This is a genomic window from Yersinia pekkanenii (assembly GCF_001152565.1).
Taxonomy (GTDB): domain Bacteria; phylum Pseudomonadota; class Gammaproteobacteria; order Enterobacterales; family Enterobacteriaceae; genus Yersinia; species Yersinia pekkanenii.
Map to the genome: position 1 here is coordinate 59,995 of NZ_CQAZ01000015.1, position 19,227 is coordinate 79,221.

Below are 19,227 nucleotides of genomic sequence, written 5' to 3' on the forward strand. Positions count from 1 at the left end.
CCTCCTGTCGAAAATGGGATGATTACCACCTGACCACAACTTAATGCGACAGAACCCCACAGCGCCTTTCAGAATCCAGTCTTAAATAATCATATCCTGAGGATAGTCTTATGCTTTACTCCAGTGAGTCGAAGGAAAAAAAAACACACTCAAAAGAAACCGAAAGAGATAATGCTGGCCATTTGTTTCAACAGGTCAGCCAGGGCAGTGTTGGTGTCTCACCGCCTGATGAGGGGGGGAAGCTGTCGTCCGGAGGCGGCTATGGCCGTTTATTCGCTTTTATTCGTGAGGCCCACCTGGAAGAAGCTCAGGAATTCAGGCTAAAAGGGTATAACAGCCAGGTGCCCGAGGTTGACGGGGTGTTACTGACGCAGCTGTGTGACGACTTGGCCGCGGCCAAATCTCGCCTGTGCCTCCAGGTAAGCGTTGGGGGGGCGCTGAGTTCTCTATGGCTGCTGGATCAGATAAGCAACATAGAGCGTCTTACGAGCAAGCTTTCGGACGACGTCATAAAGCGCTGGGTTGAGCATGAGCTGCCACGCAAAGGCAACGGGGAAGCCACGGAGGCCGCATTGGGGAGCCGGCGTACGGCTCAGTCGCTGGCCAGACGGCTGGAGTCAACCCTGCAGACACTGATACTCGTTGTCCGTACCCTGCGTGCCATGGATGACTACAGCACCCCGGAAAAACGGCACGACATGCTGGTCGCTGAGTTGACCGGCGCGTTCTCCTCCAGTGATAAAAGTACGGTGATACAGGCGCTGGGGAGCATCACGGCAGAGACGTCAGGCCATGCCGCCTGGGCACGAGCAGCGGCGTGGGAGGCCGGTAAGTCCTCCACCGTCAATGCGATGATTGCGGCCTCGCGGCACGAAGCAGATAAAGCCAATAAAAAAGCCCGTCAACTTCAGGGTGATCCACAGACTTTCTTTAGCCATGTCGCCGCCTATCTTCAGAGCCTCTCCAGCGATTTGGTAAAAGCGTCGATTCACGCGGGCCCGAGCACCACTTCCCCGGCCATACCGCAGGTGAATAATGATGAGGCGGCTGCCTCTTTGTTGCGCTCAAATTCTCTCTCGCAGCGTATAAAAACGGGTTTTGATAAGAAAAAATCACAAGCGCAAACTGCCGTGGCGGGAATGAAAGTGCACGCGCACCGGCTAGTCCGGATCACGCAGCATGGTCACCCCACCAGAACGCCAACAAAGGACCCTGAACACGTCGTTGCCGATTCCATCATCAGAAGCATTTTATGGCAGTGGCAGCAGCCTGCAATCAAAATTCAATACGCCAGCGCTGCGCTGTTGTCAAAAGTGGATGAGCTGAAAAAAATTGAAGGGATACTGGCTTCTTACTCCGCGGCGGATGGCCGGGGAAGCGAACAAGAGCGCCGCAATACCCCTGTCAGCCCGTCGGGTGAGGAGGACCTGGTTGCGGAGATCAGGGAATGGCTGAGCGGCAGCCTTGAGCAGGAAAACCCCGAAAACCAACGGGCGGTAAAAGTGGCGACGCTGGAGCGGTTGCTGGGCGGCGATATCGACCATGCGCAATCCCTTTTGGCACGCCTGGGTAGTACCACCGACAGTATTCAGAAGGCGCTTAAAAGGCAGAGGATGTCAGTCAATGACATGCTGGAAGCACGGCTGCCTGTTGATATTGCCCGCTCTCTGTGGGCGAAGACTGATCATTTGGTGGATAAATTCATGCCTGACATGGCCAGGGAGCTTGCTACCGCTGCCCAAGCGTTGAATGACGCTACTCTTGCTGCCGGAAATTCAGCGCGCAATTTATCCGAGGCCAAGGTACAGGCAGGCAAAGCACAGTTGCTGGCGACAAAGGTGAAGGAACGTCTGTCGGCAGAGTCTGCACGGCTGACAGAAAGGCCACTGGATGAACATTCACGGGGCGCACGCCTTGCCAAGCATTGGGCAAACCTCGCCAAAGAACAGAACGTGGGTAATTATCCGCCACCGGATGCACAGCAGGTACTTGCCTCCCTGAAGGAACAGGAGCTCTTAGCGGGGACTCTTTCAACCGGCGATCCGGCCGGGTATCTCTTCGCCACCCGGCTTGCCGGTGAGCTTGAAAATGCCGGTAATGATGAAGTGAGATTACCGATGAGCCCGGAGCAATATGCTGCCTTAGAGAAGGGGCTTGTTGAGTATATTGTGAAATGGGGGCAAAAGCGGATTTCACGAGGGGTCACCCGTATTGTTATTGAACTGTCCTTTGAACAGGCTTTGAATACGGTATCGTTCAACGTGTCCAGCCTCTTCCGGCTACCCTATAAGGTGCTGAAGGCCGGGATAAAAATACCGTACAATGTTAACGCGGTTAATAATTATACTATGCCCGGTCATGATAAGCCCTATAAGGCGATTTATGGCTTGCTGGGCAAAAAACTAAAGCAACTTGGCTTTAATCTACTGACGGCGCCCGTGCCTGGCGCGATCAAACTTGCGGCCGGCGCCTGGCTAACCGCAGGTGCGGCCTTGCATAATGTATATGTCGGGCGCAGCGAGAAAACATTCAGCGCGGTTTGTCAACATGTGGCGGAAGGGAAGAAAAGTGAAAAAATAAAAATGGGCTCAGTGGGGGGGATGGTTTTTGATTCAGTGCTCGATACCGCCACTACGGCCGCCTTTAAAGGGGCGAAAAGAGGCTGGCAATCAGGCCGAAGTGAAAATAACGTTATTTCCGGTAATGCGTTCGTTAGCAAACATGTTGGTGAAAGCAATGATGAAATGCATCCACAGGCGCAACGGAGCGAAATGGCTGCCGAAAATGATAACCTTGCATGGGAGAATGCTGCGGCAAATGAGAGAGAGGCCATGCCGATGAGTTATTCATCGCCATTACAGCCGCAAACGGATGTTAAGCCGTTGTCTGATGAGCATGATCCGGATGCTGACCGACGTAAACGGGGAGTGGCGAATACGGCTCCCCCTCCGTCCCCTGAATTGCATGATAACATCCCATCCGACGCGACGTTACAGTCAGGGAATTTTGATTTTGATCGAGACATACATTATAAGGACTTCTCCGATGAGATGAAAAAACAAACCTATTTACATGCCATTCAGTTTGTATTGTATCAGATAGAGAATGATATACAATTATCAAAGCGAATCAGAGATAATGCCCATCTTGCCAGAACCGGCGGCAGGCTCCTCGTCCCTGTTGATATAGAAGGGCACAAGCTTAATAACACGATATTCCTTCCTGAGAACCGTGGCACCAAATCGGGTGTGCTTATTCGTCTGGACTCTGACATTCCTTATTACTCTGTTTGCAAAGGGGAAGACCTTTTAGAAGATGTCAAATGGGCTATGCCCTACAATGCTGATAAGCGGGAGATCGATAGAGGTGTAAATATCCATAAGATGCCTTTCACTACCACTCATTTCAGTGGCATTGATACACTTAATAATATCAGGGCCGGAAGAGACAATTTTGAGGAAAAATTTAATTATAATAATCCAGAACCGATGGATATAGTGAGTATTTCAGAAACACTCGCTAATACGATGGAGGCCGACTATTATCTTAAAAGACAAACCATTACCAACAAGTTATTGGTTTCCAAGGCGTTTGAAAACCCTAATATTTTTGCCCCTGACTCTTTGGCAATCGAAGAGGAATCTTATCCGGATCACACTTGGGCTAGATATTTTGATATAGCTATCAGTAAATTGAAATCAAAAGATTACAAGTTACGAGGTAAATTTAATATCAGTGAGGAAAGTTATTTAAAATTAAAAGAAAGAATGTATAAGGATGAGAGGGAAGGTAAACAACCCACCATAAAGTTGCCTGCTGATGAAATTAACGCAAATGGAGAGCTGACATCTGAATGCATTAATGGCTCGATAATGAAACTAAAGAAAAAAATAGCGAGTCTAAAAATAAAAAAAATGAAGGCATTGTGCTGGTTAATTATGAGAATGAATTAACCAAACTCTCCTTGATTGATATGGAATCGTTAATTAATTACCTTAAGGCAATTGGTGATGAAGATACTATAGCCAAAATGAAGAGTTACAAACCAAAAGGAAATTATGAAGATGTGATTTTCGCAGCCAATTTGGCGCAGGAGCTGATCAGTGGGATGAAAAATTTTTCAGAAAAATTTTCTGAGGAAGAATTTTCAGCTGTTATTTATAAATTAACGATAGAAAAGGGTATTTCCAGCCTTAATCTAACAAGGATATATAATAGGTTTATTCTCGACAATAAACGGTTAAATCCTTTTTTTGAATTTTTTTCAAAAGAAAAGCCAGCTGGATACTTCACTATTGCTGACTTTAAGAAAAGTGGGAGTGCTGAAAGCAGGAGTGAATTTAATCAACAGTTTTATGATTATCGTGACAAATATAATAAATATGATGCCGAAATATTATCCTGTAGTCTTATAGCAGGTAGCGGCATAACATTTGATGAAATTAATCAAAAACCACAGTCTGTACAGACTTTAGCTGTATTTGGCAAAACCCTAGATAACTATACGACTGCTCATCATGAGGTTATTCATATTGTGGAGAAACCACCCCAATATATTCCTGGAAGAATTATTCTGATGCAGTTATCATCCGGGAGATATATTCTCGTATCCAACTTGATGGGTAATCTTAGTTCTGTAATTCTTACCGAGCAGGCGGGTGATAAGATTAATGATTTGTTATCGAATGAATTAGTTACTTTTGAAAAAAACTGGGTTACTAAAAAGGTAGATAAAAGATATAGGCAATACAAAGACTTGTATTATCGTCAGCAAGTCAATGATATGATTATCAAGCCACTGTATGGTAACGACTGGAATAATAACCCAATAAAAAATATATCACACGAATATTTCACATTAGCAAAAGACGATAAAGCGAACCCCATTTTAATTAATGATACATCGACAGTGGCCGGCACGCTGGCACAAGGACTGGAGATTGCGCAGGCTGCCTATGTGGAAGTTTTACATCAAGTTATGGATGAAACTAATGAGATCTGGAAAGCAATAAGAGGTACTATTCCGCTGGTTAATATCGTTTACCATTCATTGACAGATTCAGAATATAAAATTGACAGTGGAGAGTTACTCCTTGATCTCATAAGTATTATTCCTGTAGTTAAAGGCATAGGTGTTACAATTAAATCAGCATCTTCAATCATGAGGTTAGGCAGCACTTCGTTGAAAGCTGGGATGAAAAATGGACTACGTGGATTTGGTTTGTATACATATGTAGCAAGGCAAATTTCACCAGATTTGTTATCCGCAACCTTAAAAAACTCATCGTTGATGACAAAAGCACTTTATGATGCGATGGAACCTATACCGTTAAGATCTTCTTTAAAAGGTCTGTATAAAGGGGTGAAAAATGATTTAAAATTAACATCGTTGGATGGTTTTTCAGGGGATGTATTAGCCCGTAAAAATATAAAGGCTGATTTAGAGTTAATGAATGATGGGGTGTTGAAAGATAATTCAGGCAAAAGATTCATAAGAGGTGAAAAAGGCGAGTTGTATCACGTCGAAAAAAATCACAGAAATAACAGATGGATGTTGATTGATGGTGATAAAAAAACACCTATCATTAATTCATGTGGTAGATGGTGGAGGATAAGAAATGAAACAAAAAACAGAGAATTATTCAGGAAAAAGTGGGAGGTTAACGATATCAATTTTGAAGGAGTCCACTCTAATCACGGCATATATAAAATTCGTCCTGACAACCTTCAATCTGTGCAGGATTATAATTATTACATTAAAAATAATAATAAATTCTATCAAGTTAAATATGATAAAGAGAATAATACATTACGTTTAATAAACCCCACTTCACCTAGCCTGTTAGGACATTACCCTCCGATAATGTTGGATAAAAATAATAAATGGGTATTTAACACTAATATCGGACTGAAAGGAGGTGGGAAAGATTCGTTCTTACGCGAGTTTTTCGGTAAAAACAAACATAAGTCTTCACAAACTCATGAATCCTCAACTAAAAAGCAAAAAAATATTCCTTCAGAGGTAACAGTAGCGCCGCCAAAGGTACAAGCATCCACCTCTGATCCGTCGGCACCAGCAATATTAGTGCATGTAGTGCATGTAAAGTCACCCCCTATCCCCAAAGTGAAGAGTGACCCAAATGAAATTACTCCTAGAGATGCGATGATAGTCGTTCCTCTTCGTAGTGGGAAAGTCAACAATGATACACCGCCGCTAATCGATCCTGAAAAATATAATAAACTCGATTCGCTGTCTTTGGAGAGGACTAAGGTCAGCGATAGTACAATAAGGTCCGCAATTTACAACAAAAACGGTATTACCGGACCATTTTATGGGGTTGGGGATCACTATAAAAAGATAACTGAAAATACAGATTCTATTTTGAAACAGTCTGCAGAAAATGATAAAAAATTAAAAGGCACCCTCGATAAAATGAAAGTAAAAGAAGCAGTGGACATGAAATTTACTAAAGGTAAATTAAGATCTTATGCGGCTCATTCGGGCGCTTCGAATACGGCAATCCATACTGATAGTTATAAAGATGGTTTTTTTAATCTTCCCGGGAGTTTGAGTGAAAAAAATCCATTCCCTGGTGTGAAGATTATCGAGGATACAGTCAACCCTGCTCTTCTTAAATATAAACCGATTAACATTCCAAGAACTACAAAATGGAATCCTAAAAGTGATTTAGGATCTTATCACGTAGAGGATACAGAAAAATATATTTCTGAGGTCAAAAGCCTATATGAAAAAAGTGGAGTAAAGCTTACTCCTCTAGTTGAAAAAAGAATACGGGATTATCTTTTAGCCCAAAAGAATATTTTACCTAAAAAGGCCGGCATTGCTGGGTTGCATGCAGAGGTACAAGCGTTTAACTATATGGTTACCAAATTTAATAAAGATGTAACGCAAGCTGAAAACCTCAACCAAATCTATATATTTACTAAAAGGCTAGTTGGAAATAAGAATAACGATTTCCCTGCCTGCGTTAACTGTTCAGGAATTCTATCTGGTTTGGAAAATATAATGACTGGGAAAGTGGAAAAAGATGTGAAATTGAATCGTCGGCACTCTTGGTAGTGACGCAGATTTAGTGCTGTAGTATGATTTACCTTTTGGATGACAGATGGCAAAGATTGATGTTATTTGTCCCCGTTGCTCAGAAACTCATGGCGTTATCCGTAACGGCCACTCTGGCTCCGGTGCTCAGCTAGACCGCTGTAATCACTGTCTAAAGACTTTTCAGCTTAATTTCCGCGACAAAGGTGCCAGAGCAGACACCTATCAAACCATTGTTGATATGGCAATGAATGGTTCAGGCTGCCGTGATACCGCTCGAGTTCTGGGGATAAGCCTCAACACCGTTCTTCGCCATTTAAAAAACTCTCGCCTCAGCAGGTAGCGCAGGACGTTGAGCCCGGAGCTGAAGTTGTGATTTGTTGTGAAGCCGATGAGCAGTGGTCTTACGTTCGGTGTAAAGGCAATCCCCGGTGGCTCTTCTACGCTTATGACCGTATCCGCAAGCGTGTTCTGGCGCATACCATCGGCCCAAGAAATGCCTTGACCTTGAAACGGTTATTGACGCTGTTAAGCCGGTTTGACATCGCCTTCTACATGACAGATGCCTGGCCGGTATACCGAACGCTGCTGGCCTCGACCAGCCATGTCATCAGCAAGAAATACACTCAGCGGATCGAACGGCATAACCTGAATTTGCGGACACATCTTAAGCGACTTGCTCGTAAGACTATCTGCTTCTCAAAATCAGAAGAAATGCACGATAAGATCGTCGGCTGGTATCTAACAATTAACCACTACCACTAAATTTGCGTCACGACCACACAGTCGCTGTTTTTGTTGAGGAGATTTGTATTAGAATATTAAAGATTGGAACCGGAAAATGTAGAGTGGATATGACACGATGATATTACGATCGTATAATAATTGTTCGGGCAAGGGAGTGTTACAGTGTAATAGCTTAATAAATAATCATTAATCTGAAATTTTCTATAGGGTGATAGTTTTACACTTAATGTTAGTTATTTTAAACATACTGTTAGTTATTTTAAACATACTGTTAACTTAAGGTAGTTATTATAAATAAAATAACTTATTTTTTATACTTAGCAGATGCCGACGGAAGGGCTACACTATTTACGGACTACCTACAGCAACCATAAATAATACGTTATAATATGGAGGTAATAGTGTTTATTTCAAAGGAATTATTGAATTTCATTACGGTTGCAAACGTTAAATCGTTAGGTAAAGCATCTGATTTACTATTTGTTACGCGTTCTCCCATTTGCAGAAGTTTGAAAAAATTAGAACATACTCTGGGTGTTAAATTGTTTATTAGGACAAGGCAGGGTCTTATATTAACGGAGGATGGAATTATGTTATATAATAAGGTTTTCACACTGTACTGTCAGCTTGATGAATTACAAAAATTATATAAACGAGAGCGTTCATCTTTAATTGATTTATAATTTATAGTTGATATTGTAATTTATATTACTAGGATTAGTCTATGGGTGTTAAAACCACAGCCTAATGCTAAATACAGTCACTACTGAGGAGCATATAGATGAACTCAATGAGAGTACTTACTGGTTTTTTATAATTGAGATTGGTATGATGAGCCATCTCAACAAACTATCCTTATTAATAATCTATATTGATTTATGGTATATATATTCCTGAAGTTAATGAGTATCATCGACAAAAAATAATTTGTTTGCGAACATATTTACTTCACTGTTATAAGGATAAAATAATATCGTAGTTTACGGATGTTCTGTCAGCGTCCGTTAGGGGCTGATATCGATTTTATATTACCCAATATCGTAGAAACCATCAGTTTTACCTGTTGGGATACGATGATCCAGAGCGATCCGCCAGTACAAATTGGCTGGATTCTGATAATTATCAATGAGATTGGACTTGAAAAAGAAAGATAGCTCATCTGGTAAATAGTTATAGGAGGTAACTATCGCGGGCAATGGAGAAAGAAATAATGCGTTATATATCATACTACAGAAGTTACACTGGTAGAAATAAATGCACTTCTGTAGTATTTTCCATGATTAATACTTTTGGTTTTCCCTGGTGTTGATTAGACTAATGTTGTCGCCTGGCTCTTGTGGTCAGGTTTTTTTATCAACTTGTTCTGTATTATACGGACATAAATATGGGAAGATAGTTGTACTAAGGTGCAATTCATGGCTGTACTTTAAGGTAGAAGGTAGGGTATAGAATGCACTCAAATGTCAACAGAGAAAATGAATAATTGAAAATTGAATTATTAGATCGAGAGTAAGCCATAATAATATCCGATTCGTGGCCAGATTAACTGATGTTTAAATATGTAAAATAGAATGTAGTTTGACTGTGTACTGATTGTTTACAGATAACCCCAATTGGTATATTATTTTTAGTAATAATGGATTTTGTTAAGGAGAAGGACACTTGACTAACTTATTTTTCAATAATGAATTAATTAATACTACTATAAAAAGGCAGCTTGAAAGAAAACTCGAAAAATATACTAATATTAAATATGCCTACGCCATAATGAACAAGAAAAATCCGACTGACTTCGCAATTATTTCCAATAGAATAGAATGGTTCGAATTTTATACACAGAACAATTTTCAGTTTATCGATCCTGTGCTTATAACCGCATCACATCGAGTCACACCATTTTCCTGGGATGAAAATATCATAATAAATTCAGGATTTAAGTTGCCAAAAATATTTGACATGGCAAAGAAGTACAATGTGATTAACGGATATACCTTTGTTCTGCATGATCAAAACTCTAACCTGGTCGTTCTCTCTCTTATGACTGACAAAGATTGTGATGGAGATATAGAGGATAAAATAGATGAAGATAAAGGTAATATTCAACTGCTATTGATGATAACTCACGAGAAACTGACTTCACTTTATAAAGATCTCAATAGTGCCAGTGATTTTTATAAAATGAATAACAATGAAATTTTTTCAAAGCGTGAAAATGAAATTATTTACTGGGCAAGCATTGGCAAATCCTATCAAGAAATTGCTATCATTTTAGGTATAAAACTTACCACAGTAAAACATCATATGGGGAACGCAGTAAGAAAACTAGGTGTGACTAACGCCAAGCATGCTATAAGTCTTGCCGTTGAGTTGCAACTGATCAGACCCGTTATTCCTGACCTTCAAAGATAATGGCCAATTATTTAATGTATCATTCCCAGTGGGTAAGGCTTTGTTAATTTTGTGTATCAATATCTGTTGATTGTGGTCATCAACGGGCATGTAGACCAAATAAATTCTTTGATTTTTTTCTGACATGCCTTGCTCAACGACTGAAATCAACCAGCCAGACCTTTTAAATATAGTCAACATTGGATGGCTGATTATAGCATAAATACCTTCATAGCCCTGATGTCTGGTATAGTTTATCATGGATAAAAAAAGCATTGAACTGAGAGGATAATGTTGTAATTGCAGTTTTTTAGCACGATCTTTATCAATGAATAATCTGCTAGCTTCTACATAGTTTCCGTTCGGGAGTTCAATATTGTTGAAATATGACTTAAATACTCCGGTTATCATGTTTGGATATTTTATTTCGATAAACCGAAGACTGCAAATAACCTGATTATCATGGACTCCGAACAGGTATGTAGTGTGGTTGTTATCATACTCGTCATATTCCATACCATTTTCACAATTAACGATCCAATTGAGGCGATCTTTAAATACTTTTTTCCTAAGTGAAAACAACTCGCTAGACCGGCTATCGGACAGGAGATTATAGCTAACATCAAATATTTCCATCATTTTATTATATTCCATAACCGAATTAACATCAGACCATATCTTAAAAGACGGCGAAGAGACGCCAGGGATCTTAACAAAGCGAAGTCAATAAGTAAATTTTTTGGCCATGTTACAACCGCATTGAACTGAAAGTACTTCGTGCTTGAGAAAATCATTCACTCGGCCACTCAATCCTACCACGACTTATCGTCACTTTTCTCATCGACTCAAATTTACCTCTCTAGATGCTTAGCAGTGCTAATCCTCATGAGGATGAACTCTGCATCGATATCAATTTTTTAAACTCTGCTATTAGTTGATTATCTGATTCATCGGTCAACCATATTTATGTTGTTAATACTTGACTGATTTACTCAAAGAATCAGTGTTCCATTTGTCACTCTCTTCAACTACGAAATAGTCTTGTTTCAGATCACATTTATAGAAAAATATTTCTGGAAATATGTAGGCACATTCCTACAGTTGGTTTCCGAAATTCTTTGTTTATTTTTTATGCTGTTCATTAATGCCTTTAATTTTGTATGGTTATATTTCTGTTGTATGAAATCTCTTACACATCAATGGGAGGATCTATTTTTTTGAATTTTTATTGCTTACATATTGTTACATTTAACTCATTGGTGTTAGGTGGCTAACATTTCTACACTGCGCCCGCAGCCTGAACGTAACAACTTAATATCAATAAAAATAATTTCAATAGTGTGCTGATCGAATCCCAACCGAGCCTGAAATGGACTGCCCCTGGCAGGTTGGCTGAGGCCACTACCGATAAGTGTGTTACAGCAACGGTCAGTATATTTTTAGGCCTGTTCTCCGTTCATTTTCACCAAAGAAACCGATGCATCCACCGTTTATCTTTATTTCTTTATTTTTGTTCAGTGACTGCTTGTGCGCTGATTGAGCAAAAATTAATAACGATGTTTGACCTCATGGGCCTCGGTTTCCTTATTTAGGAAGTGGTTATGGGCGGTAGCCTGTCTGACGCCAGTCTCATCAGGCTTAGGGTCGTGATCGGATTGTGGCGTAGGGGGCTGTTTAACCGTCCGGAGATGAAAGATAACACCTGATGCCTTGTGGTTTTGATAGGGAATAATATATAAAATGATGAGGGTAATTAAATTAATATTTTTAATTATTTTATTTTTTATAGCGTTAATATCAGTCTTTCTGTTTTTAGTGAAAATTAGTGCATATAAAAATGCCACGTCAAGAAATAAATATTGGAATGAATCAATCTCATGTTATTTTATTGCTTACACTCCAAATTATAAGTACTACGGTGGTGTCGGACGCGTATTAAAGTTATTTTCAAATCAGTATTTTTTATTGTCTATAATGAAAGAAAAATTGAGAAGCTCAGCCTGGCATTTTTGGGAGTATCAATTCTCAGATCACGTTGCACCAGAATGGTCAGGGGACGATGTTTTATATCCTTCAGATCATGACTGGTCTGGGTGGACTCTTCATGAGTGTAAAGGACCGAGTTGAAAAGTAATTTTTAATTATGCATTCATGAGGCTACTGCATATATTACTCTCAGAGTGATATTAATATTTATTTTTAATCTTTTTTGATTTATCTGTCATGCCAATTTTGATAGTTAAAATAAAATATACAACAAGAAAACAGGATGATTGCCCGAGCTGGCGAATGTTTACAGTTACGAAGAAGAGTACCTATATAGTAATGAAAAAGGAGGGCGTAACGGAAGCTGCAAGCGGTTTTCTTCACCCAAATACAATATCATTTTGTAATATTTACGATGTTCCATTTTAGCGGGATAGAAGGGATTCATATTTATGGCAATATTGTTTTCTATAGAGTTCTTTTTGGTTTTCTTGATATTTTTTATTCTATACTGGCTGATGTCTCCTTGGGCTAAAATACAAAATATTATGCTGTTGCTGGCCGGGTATTACTTTGTTTTTCTCACCAGTAGCCTTTCTTTGTTTGTTCTGCTGTCCTGGAGTTTGTGTGTTTATCTGCTGGTCGCGATGTCCACCCATGAAAGATTTAAAAATAAGATTACGCTGACGTTAGGCGTGATGGTATTTGCCTATTTTATGGTGTTTAAATATTACTTACCGGTCAGTGAATGGGTTCAGGCTAGCCTGGGCGCACATCGCATTAATTTATCTTTGCCGATGCTGAATATTCTTTTACCGCTAGGGCTCTCTTTCTATCTTTTTAATTCAGTTAGTCTGGTTCTATCCGTTGCGCGCGGTGAAATAAGCCGACCCGGCTTGCTAAGCCTGCTGCTCTACATCAACTTTATCCCTACGCTGATTGCCGGGCCGGTAAACCGAGCTGCTGCACTGATGCCTCAGATTGAGGCCGGTTCGCGTACGATACTGGATTTCAAACGCGCGTTTTATCTGATTGCCCTTGCGCTGGTGAAATTATTTCTGCTTAGCTCGTGGTTGAATGAGACTTTCGTTGCTCCGGTCTTTAGCCTGCCTGACGGGCAAAGCGGTTGGGATTCTATTATTGCCGTCTATGGCTGGGCGTGGAATATCTATTTCAATTTCTCCGGATATACGGATTTAGTCACCGGGATTGCCCTGCTGCTGGGATTTCGTATTGCCAAAAACTTTGCCCATCCCTACCTGGCCGATACGCTTAAGAATTTCTGGCGTGACTGGCACATCAGTTTGTCGACCTTTATTCGGGATTATATTTATTTCCCACTGGGTGGTAGCCGAAAAGGCTATTGCCGTACCCAGGTGAACGTCATGATTGCCATGGTGCTGTCAGGGATTTGGCACGGCGCGGGTCTGAATTTTTTGCTGTGGGGGGCTATCCATGGTGCCGGACTGGTAATTTATAACTTATGGCATGACCGGGTATCCGGCCCTCGAAAAAGACATATGCCCGCCATACTGGCCCGACTGCTCACTTTCCATTTTGTCTGCTTCGCGTGGATATTCTTTAGAGCCAATAACTTCGATGATGCGATGATCATTATCAGCAATATCAGCCAGTTTGAACTTGCCTCTCTGACGGATCAACAGCGTTGGACGATCGGTGGATTTATCCTGGTGCTGATTGCTTATCCTGAGCTGGTTAATCTGCGAAACAGAGTCGCAGCAGCGCTCTTAGGCATTAAATGGTACGGGCTTCCGCTTGTCATCGTTCCGGTTCTTGTTCTGGCATTTTTCTTCGCTCCATCTGGCGTTCCGGGATTCATCTATGCAAACTTTTGATTATTGTGACGCGATTAAAAATACCCTTAAATCTTCGCTGATCGCCCTGACCTGTGCCGGGGGACTTATCTGGCTAAACCAGCAATCGCTCAATCAGTACTGGGAGCTGCACTTCCATCGCGAGAGTCCCTGGTCAAAGAACTCTTCGCTTTTGTGGGGGCAAGGCGCGAAAATCATGGTGGCCGCAGAGTCTGCAAAGTTGGTTTTTATCAGCCAGTTATTTACCTCTTCTCCAGGGGCTGGGGATGGGGGGCGGCCAGCAGTTTCAGTGGAAGAGTCTTTTGTTGTTCCTAAATCCCTGACGATAGCCGTATCTGAGCTGAATTCACCTGCGAATGACCGACAGCTCAGCCGGTGGCTCACTGTGCACCGACCGATATCCGTTACGGAGCAGGTCAAATTCGAGCCAAGAAGCCGGCCGAGCCATCTTTATAATGAGCAGGGCAAGGCGCTTTTACCTGCGGGTAAAAAAGTATTGTTAATTGGTGATTCGATGATGGAAGGGGTGGCTCCCAGGGTCGTCAAAGCCCTTAAGGACAACCACGCAACGACTGGAGTCAATCTCAGCAAACGCAGTACTGGCCTTGCCTATCCCGGTTTTTTCAACTGGCCCGCAACCACGGAAAAAGCGTTAGAGCAGGATCCTGATATTGGTTTACTGGTGGTTTTTCTTGGCCCTAACGACCCCTGGGCGATGCCGGTTGAGAAGGGTAAGCCCTTCGTCAAATTTAGATCTGAAGTTTGGGAGGCGGAGTACCGGAAACGTATCCGCCAAATTTTGACGTTGGCGGAACAGCGTTCTATACAGGTCATCTGGTTATCGCCGCCCAATATGCGAAAAACTAAGTTAAATGCGGACATGGCCTGGCTTGGCACCTTATATACTTCAGAAGTGCAAGACATGGGCGGTATCGCTATCAACGTTAATTCCCTTTTCGGTCATCAGAATGATACTTATATCCAGACGATGACGGTTAACGGTAAAGTAACGGTCGTTCGGGCAAATGACGGTATTCATTACACTCCGGCTGGAGAGAAATACATTGCCAACGCTATTATTGAAAATATCCATTTTTTGTCGCAAAGGAATAAAGATATTGATGAAGGATAAGTTGTTAATTTGTTCTGGAATAGTCGCACTGATTGCCTTATCACTTATTCTGACCTCTTGCACGGAAAAAACCAAGGCCGTGCCCAAGCAGGTAACGGCACCTCAGCACGCTGGGGTATTAACCGATTACGGCGTGCCGCAGATAAAGAAGCTCGCGGATAAACTGCGGCACAGCGATACCGAACTGACGCATATTATGGTCATCGGTGATTCTCATACGGCGGCTGACTTTCTCTCCGGGCAGCTCCGCAAACAGCTCCAGAGCCAGTTTGGTAACGGTGGGATTGGGTTTATCAGCCCGCTGGCAGTTCCCGGAAATCGTTACAGCAATGTTAAATTCAGTAAGGCCGGTGGCTGGCAGCTTGAGAACAGTCGCAGGGAGAAAAATCCGGGCTTTACGTTAGGCGGTAATATTGCGGTACCTCTTTCAGGAAAGAGTGAAGTTCGCATTTCCGCCGTAGACGGAGAGCCTGAACTGCGGGCACAGGCGCTCTACCGCTCTCGTGGTGAAACCACTCTTAACGTGCAGGCACAGTCGCATTCGCTGGCCGATAGCGGCTGGCAATGGGCTATGTCAGCTCCCGTTATCGTCCCCGCTTCTTTTGCTGTCTCAATGACGGACGGGGGGGATGCGCAGTTGGGGGGGTTCTGGTTGACGAACCTTCAGCCTCATGGCGTGATCGTTAGTGCACTGGGCATAAACGGTGCGCAGGTGTCGATGCTGGATAAATGGGAGGCAAACTGGCCGGGTGTACTAAAAAAGCTGGAGCCGGATCTGATTATTCTGGCTTATGGCACCAATGAAGCCTTCAATACCGACCTGCCGCTCAACCATTATCAGCAAATGCTGACCCGCCAGATTAAAAAAATACGGCAGTCGGTACCGGATGCGACCATCTTATTGGTCGGCCCCGGAAGCAGTATTATGAATAAAAAAGGCGTGGGTTGTCGCCAACGTCAGCCCGAGTTACTTAAACCGATCATTGCTGTCCAAAAGCAGGTTGCGCAGGTGGAGAACGTACTATTCTGGGACTGGTTTGCCTTTATGGGCGGGGATTGCTCCATCGAGCGTTGGGCGGTAGAGGGCAAGGCTCGCCCTGACCTGATTCACCTGTCTGCTGAGGGCTATCAGGACAGCGCTGCGGCGCTGTGGCAGGATTTAGCAGAAAGGCTTAATCTGTAAACTCGTTGAGTCATTTAGCGCACATGGCTGTTATGAAACTAAGTGATCATTATTTTCTGTTCAGTGTTTCTCAATATATTTTAATTTACCCTAAGCTAGCCTGTTTTTTCTTATGGGTTATTGAGTGTGCACTGTTCTTTATTTAATGTATTAGAACCTAAAACTTCATATAAGACATATTTAAATCAATTAAGCCTAGCGTACAAATTTAATTAACCTATTAGGTAACTATACGTAGACCACTATCCTCATATCACCCTTGGCTTTACTGGCTGCGGGTACCACAACGGCGTCTGTTGCGCCAAATAAGCTGGCAACGGCAGCAACCAGCGGTATTATCATTGCTCCAGGAGAGTATTTTTCGTTTTGTCGTATGGTGGGTAACCCGACGGAAATACGGGGATTTGTTGAAGGAATGGCGCTTTCTTATGGTGAGGCACGCCAGGGAGTTGGCGGTGGAATTTGTCAGTTAAGTAATCTTATTCACTGGATGGCGATCCATTCACCATTGGTGGTGGTAGAACGGGCAAATCATAGTTTCGATCCTTTTCCGGATGAAGGGAGAGTTTTACCTTTTGGCTCCGGTGCAGCCATTTTTTATAACTATATTGATCTCGTTTTGCATAACCCAACGAAAAATACCTTTCAACTGGTCTTTAATGTGGCTGAACACCAGTTGGAGGGCGAGTTGCTGTGTGATAAATCTCGGGAAGTAAAATATCATGTTTATCAACAGGCGCATCGGTTTGTTCGTCGGGGTAATCGGGTATGGCGACAGAATGAAATCTGGCGTGATGTTTCAACCAAAGGCCAGGGATCAATTATCTTACATTCAGAATGTTTGTATCGTAATAAAGTGGTGGTCAAATATCATGTGAATGCAGAGCAAATTGAATCGGACTTATCATCAACCGAACAGTAATAGCCGGCAGAATGCCATCTATGGTACTAAATTAAATATCAGAATTACTGTTGAGAGTTTTCGGCTGCTTACGCGGCTACGACCCCAACAGAACATTTCCCCTTTAATCGATTTTGTCAGCAGCCTGAAACCAGCAATAAGCTGGTTTCTTCAATCATTAGCGGTAGCCCGAAAATAGACCAGCAGCCACTAATATGATGGGGTGCTGGTATAAATCAGTCTTATGCTTCGATCGGCGCACGCCAGTCATCAGCACCAGAAGTACCGGCAACAGTGTGCTCCCAATTGATCTTACGGTATGCCAGCGATACACGAACCAGTTGAGTAAACTCAGCTTTGGTGGAGTCTTGGCAATGTGGCATTTTACAATCGATATCAATAATAGTGGCATCTTCCAGTTGGGTGGTGAAGAAATGCTCTTGTTTACCTTCAATCGACGTGCGATACCATTTTAATTCAACGGTAGGCAACATTTCCCCAGATGCTAAGGCGTTATACATCAAAGGCACGGCTTTATTATAAGCTACGGTAAAACGTAATGGTTTATGTGCACGTTGACCAGAAGGTTGGCCAGATTGAGGATCGGTTGGCACAGTAACGATATGTTCAAACTCTTGAACCAACATTTGGTCTTCATGACCTTGAACGAAGATATTACCTACAGATTCGGCAGTGAAAGCACCCGCAGTAATATTACCCTGAGTTTTTCCTGTGATGGCGATATAAGCTGGAGTTGGCATCTTAATTATCCTTGATAGTTTTCTTCATATTGATTAAACGCTCATCATTTCTGCTGTCCATATTAAGTCAGTCCAGAATGTAACGCGTTCCATTACTGTCTGACATTACTATAAGCAGGTCTCTTCTGAGTGCCAAGTTATCTTCAACTTATGTTTTTTTATTGATAACCAAATTAGAATAAAAAATTATAATATTTGCGTAACTGGTGTTTTATGTTGAAATTTTGATTTTCATCGGCGGTTAAATCAAACAAAACAATAAGTTTATATGATTTTATTTTAATTTAATCGATTGTTTTAGATGATAAAGTTAATTTTTTTTAAGTTATTTTTTGTGATCATATACAGAATGATGGCGTGGTCACAGGAATCAAACCAGCATCTAACAATACAGAAAAATTTATGGATTTTAACTTGAAGATCGTGGACGATATATTCATTGAAATTAGGGCTATATAAGAAAGTTCCTACAGTGTGTTAGGCGAATTTACATTTTATGTGATTTGGCTATTTGCTGTGGACGTGGGTTTTAAAATTTCGATATTTATCTTGACCAGGTTATAGGGAAAGAAAATTACGGTGTATTACAGTAATTGTTATCTTCTTAAAATAGAGGGTAGCAGTAAGTCAACTGACACCGATGATATCTGGATTTCATTTTATGGTGCGTGTTTGTGGTATCCAAATAAGGATATTGGCTGACATCCCTTATAGTGACTAAAAGGACGAGTGATGAGTAAGAATAATCAAAGCAGTGTTGCTCCTAAGGAACGGATTAATATCAAGTATGTTCCGAATACTGGAGATCAGGTTGCAGAAGTTGAATTACCGCTGAATCTGCTGGTTATTGGTGATCTTAAAGGTATTCGTGAAGATACGTCGATTGAAGAACGTCAGGTTGTTTCTGTCAATAAGAATAACTTCAACTCAGTAATGAACGAAGCGAATATCAATCTGGCTTTCAACGTACCTAACCGCTTGGAAGGCGACGGAAAAGAAGACATGTCAGTCTCGCTGTCAATCAGCGCGCTGGATGACTTTTCACCTGACAATGTAGCGAAAGAAGTCCCTGAACTCAAAAAAATTCTGGAACTGCGGGAAGCTCTGGTGGCATTGAAAGGGCCGTTAGGGAATATCCCTGCTTTCCGTTCTCGTCTACAGGATTTGCTTGGTAATGAAGCTATGCGTGAGCAGTTGCTGAAAGAACTGGACATCCTTAATCAAAAGTAATTAG

At 41.9% G+C, this 19,227-nt stretch carries 12 protein-coding genes and 1 pseudogene; 11 read left to right on the plus strand and 2 right to left on the minus strand.

Annotation, left to right across the window (positions count from 1 at the left end; all coding sequences use genetic code 11):
* The first annotated feature begins 110 nt into the window (after positions 1–110).
* The 5 genes from AEP37_RS09605 to AEP37_RS09630 all read left to right on the plus strand — a co-directional run bounded on the left by AEP37_RS09605 (position 111) and on the right by AEP37_RS09630 (position 10,216).
* Positions 111–3,953, plus strand: a complete 3,843-nt coding sequence (locus tag AEP37_RS09605) for a hypothetical protein (RefSeq protein WP_049612744.1) — start codon at positions 111–113, stop codon at positions 3,951–3,953.
* Positions 3,926–7,081, plus strand: coding sequence for a YwqJ-related putative deaminase (locus AEP37_RS09610; RefSeq protein WP_049612746.1), 3,156 nt, complete (start codon positions 3,926–3,928; stop codon positions 7,079–7,081). The genes AEP37_RS09605 and AEP37_RS09610 overlap by 28 nt, the downstream gene beginning before the upstream one ends.
* Positions 7,082–7,127: 46 nt before the next feature.
* Positions 7,128–7,825 (plus strand): IS1 family transposase gene (locus tag AEP37_RS09620; protein ID WP_156168565.1). Its coding sequence is split into 2 segments (ribosomal slippage): positions 7,128–7,386 and positions 7,386–7,825, totalling 699 coding nucleotides; the frame shifts between segments, so codons are not numbered across the junction.
* A gap of 383 nt (positions 7,826–8,208) precedes the next feature.
* Positions 8,209–8,490 carry a helix-turn-helix domain-containing protein gene (locus tag AEP37_RS09625; protein WP_049612751.1) on the plus strand — a complete coding sequence of 94 codons (282 nt, stop codon included), beginning with the start codon at positions 8,209–8,211 and terminating at the stop codon, positions 8,488–8,490.
* Positions 8,491–9,469: 979 nt separating this feature from the next.
* Positions 9,470–10,216 (plus strand): helix-turn-helix transcriptional regulator, encoded by a 747-nt coding sequence (locus tag AEP37_RS09630; protein WP_049612753.1) that lies wholly within the window; start codon positions 9,470–9,472, stop codon positions 10,214–10,216.
* On the opposite strand, the gene AEP37_RS24805 is transcribed toward AEP37_RS09630, so the two are convergent.
* Positions 10,130–10,834, minus strand: coding sequence for an acyl-homoserine-lactone synthase (locus tag AEP37_RS24805; protein ID WP_050691921.1), 705 nt, complete (start codon positions 10,832–10,834; stop codon positions 10,130–10,132). The two genes, AEP37_RS09630 and AEP37_RS24805, sit on opposite strands and share 87 nt — an antisense overlap.
* Before the next feature lie 668 nt (positions 10,835–11,502).
* Between AEP37_RS24805 and AEP37_RS27860 the strand changes: the two are divergent.
* The 5 genes and pseudogenes from AEP37_RS27860 to AEP37_RS09655 all read left to right on the plus strand — a co-directional run.
* Positions 11,503–11,622 (plus strand): annotated as a pseudogene (locus AEP37_RS27860) (type VI secretion system contractile sheath small subunit); the annotation flags it as partial.
* 1,011 nt (positions 11,623–12,633) lie between these two features.
* Complete coding sequence (locus AEP37_RS09640; protein ID WP_049612757.1) at positions 12,634–14,037, plus strand: MBOAT family O-acyltransferase; 1,404 nt, start codon at positions 12,634–12,636, stop codon at positions 14,035–14,037.
* Complete coding sequence (locus AEP37_RS09645; RefSeq protein ID WP_049612758.1) at positions 14,024–15,148, plus strand: SGNH/GDSL hydrolase family protein; 1,125 nt, start codon at positions 14,024–14,026, stop codon at positions 15,146–15,148. Before AEP37_RS09640 ends, AEP37_RS09645 begins: the two co-directional genes overlap by 14 nt.
* A complete protein-coding gene (locus tag AEP37_RS09650) occupies positions 15,138–16,331 on the plus strand; it encodes an SGNH/GDSL hydrolase family protein (RefSeq protein WP_072086272.1) in 1,194 nt (397 codons plus the stop codon). The genes AEP37_RS09645 and AEP37_RS09650 overlap by 11 nt, the downstream gene beginning before the upstream one ends.
* Positions 16,332–16,590: 259 nt before the next feature.
* On the plus strand, positions 16,591–17,253 hold the full coding sequence (locus tag AEP37_RS09655) for a VanW family protein (RefSeq protein WP_235801388.1): 663 nt from the start codon (positions 16,591–16,593) through the stop codon (positions 17,251–17,253).
* A 221-nt stretch (positions 17,254–17,474) separates the two neighbouring features.
* Here the strand turns inward: AEP37_RS09655 and AEP37_RS09660 are convergent, their stop codons facing one another.
* The gene (locus AEP37_RS09660; RefSeq protein ID WP_049612762.1) at positions 17,475–17,993 is read right to left on the minus strand and encodes an Hcp family type VI secretion system effector; all 519 of its coding nucleotides are present in this window, start codon (positions 17,991–17,993) and stop codon (positions 17,475–17,477) included.
* A gap of 732 nt (positions 17,994–18,725) precedes the next feature.
* Between AEP37_RS09660 and tssB the strand changes: the two genes are divergently transcribed.
* Positions 18,726–19,223, plus strand: a complete 498-nt coding sequence (gene tssB / locus AEP37_RS09665) for a type VI secretion system contractile sheath small subunit (protein ID WP_049612765.1) — start codon at positions 18,726–18,728, stop codon at positions 19,221–19,223.
* Positions 19,224–19,227 lie beyond the last annotated feature (4 nt).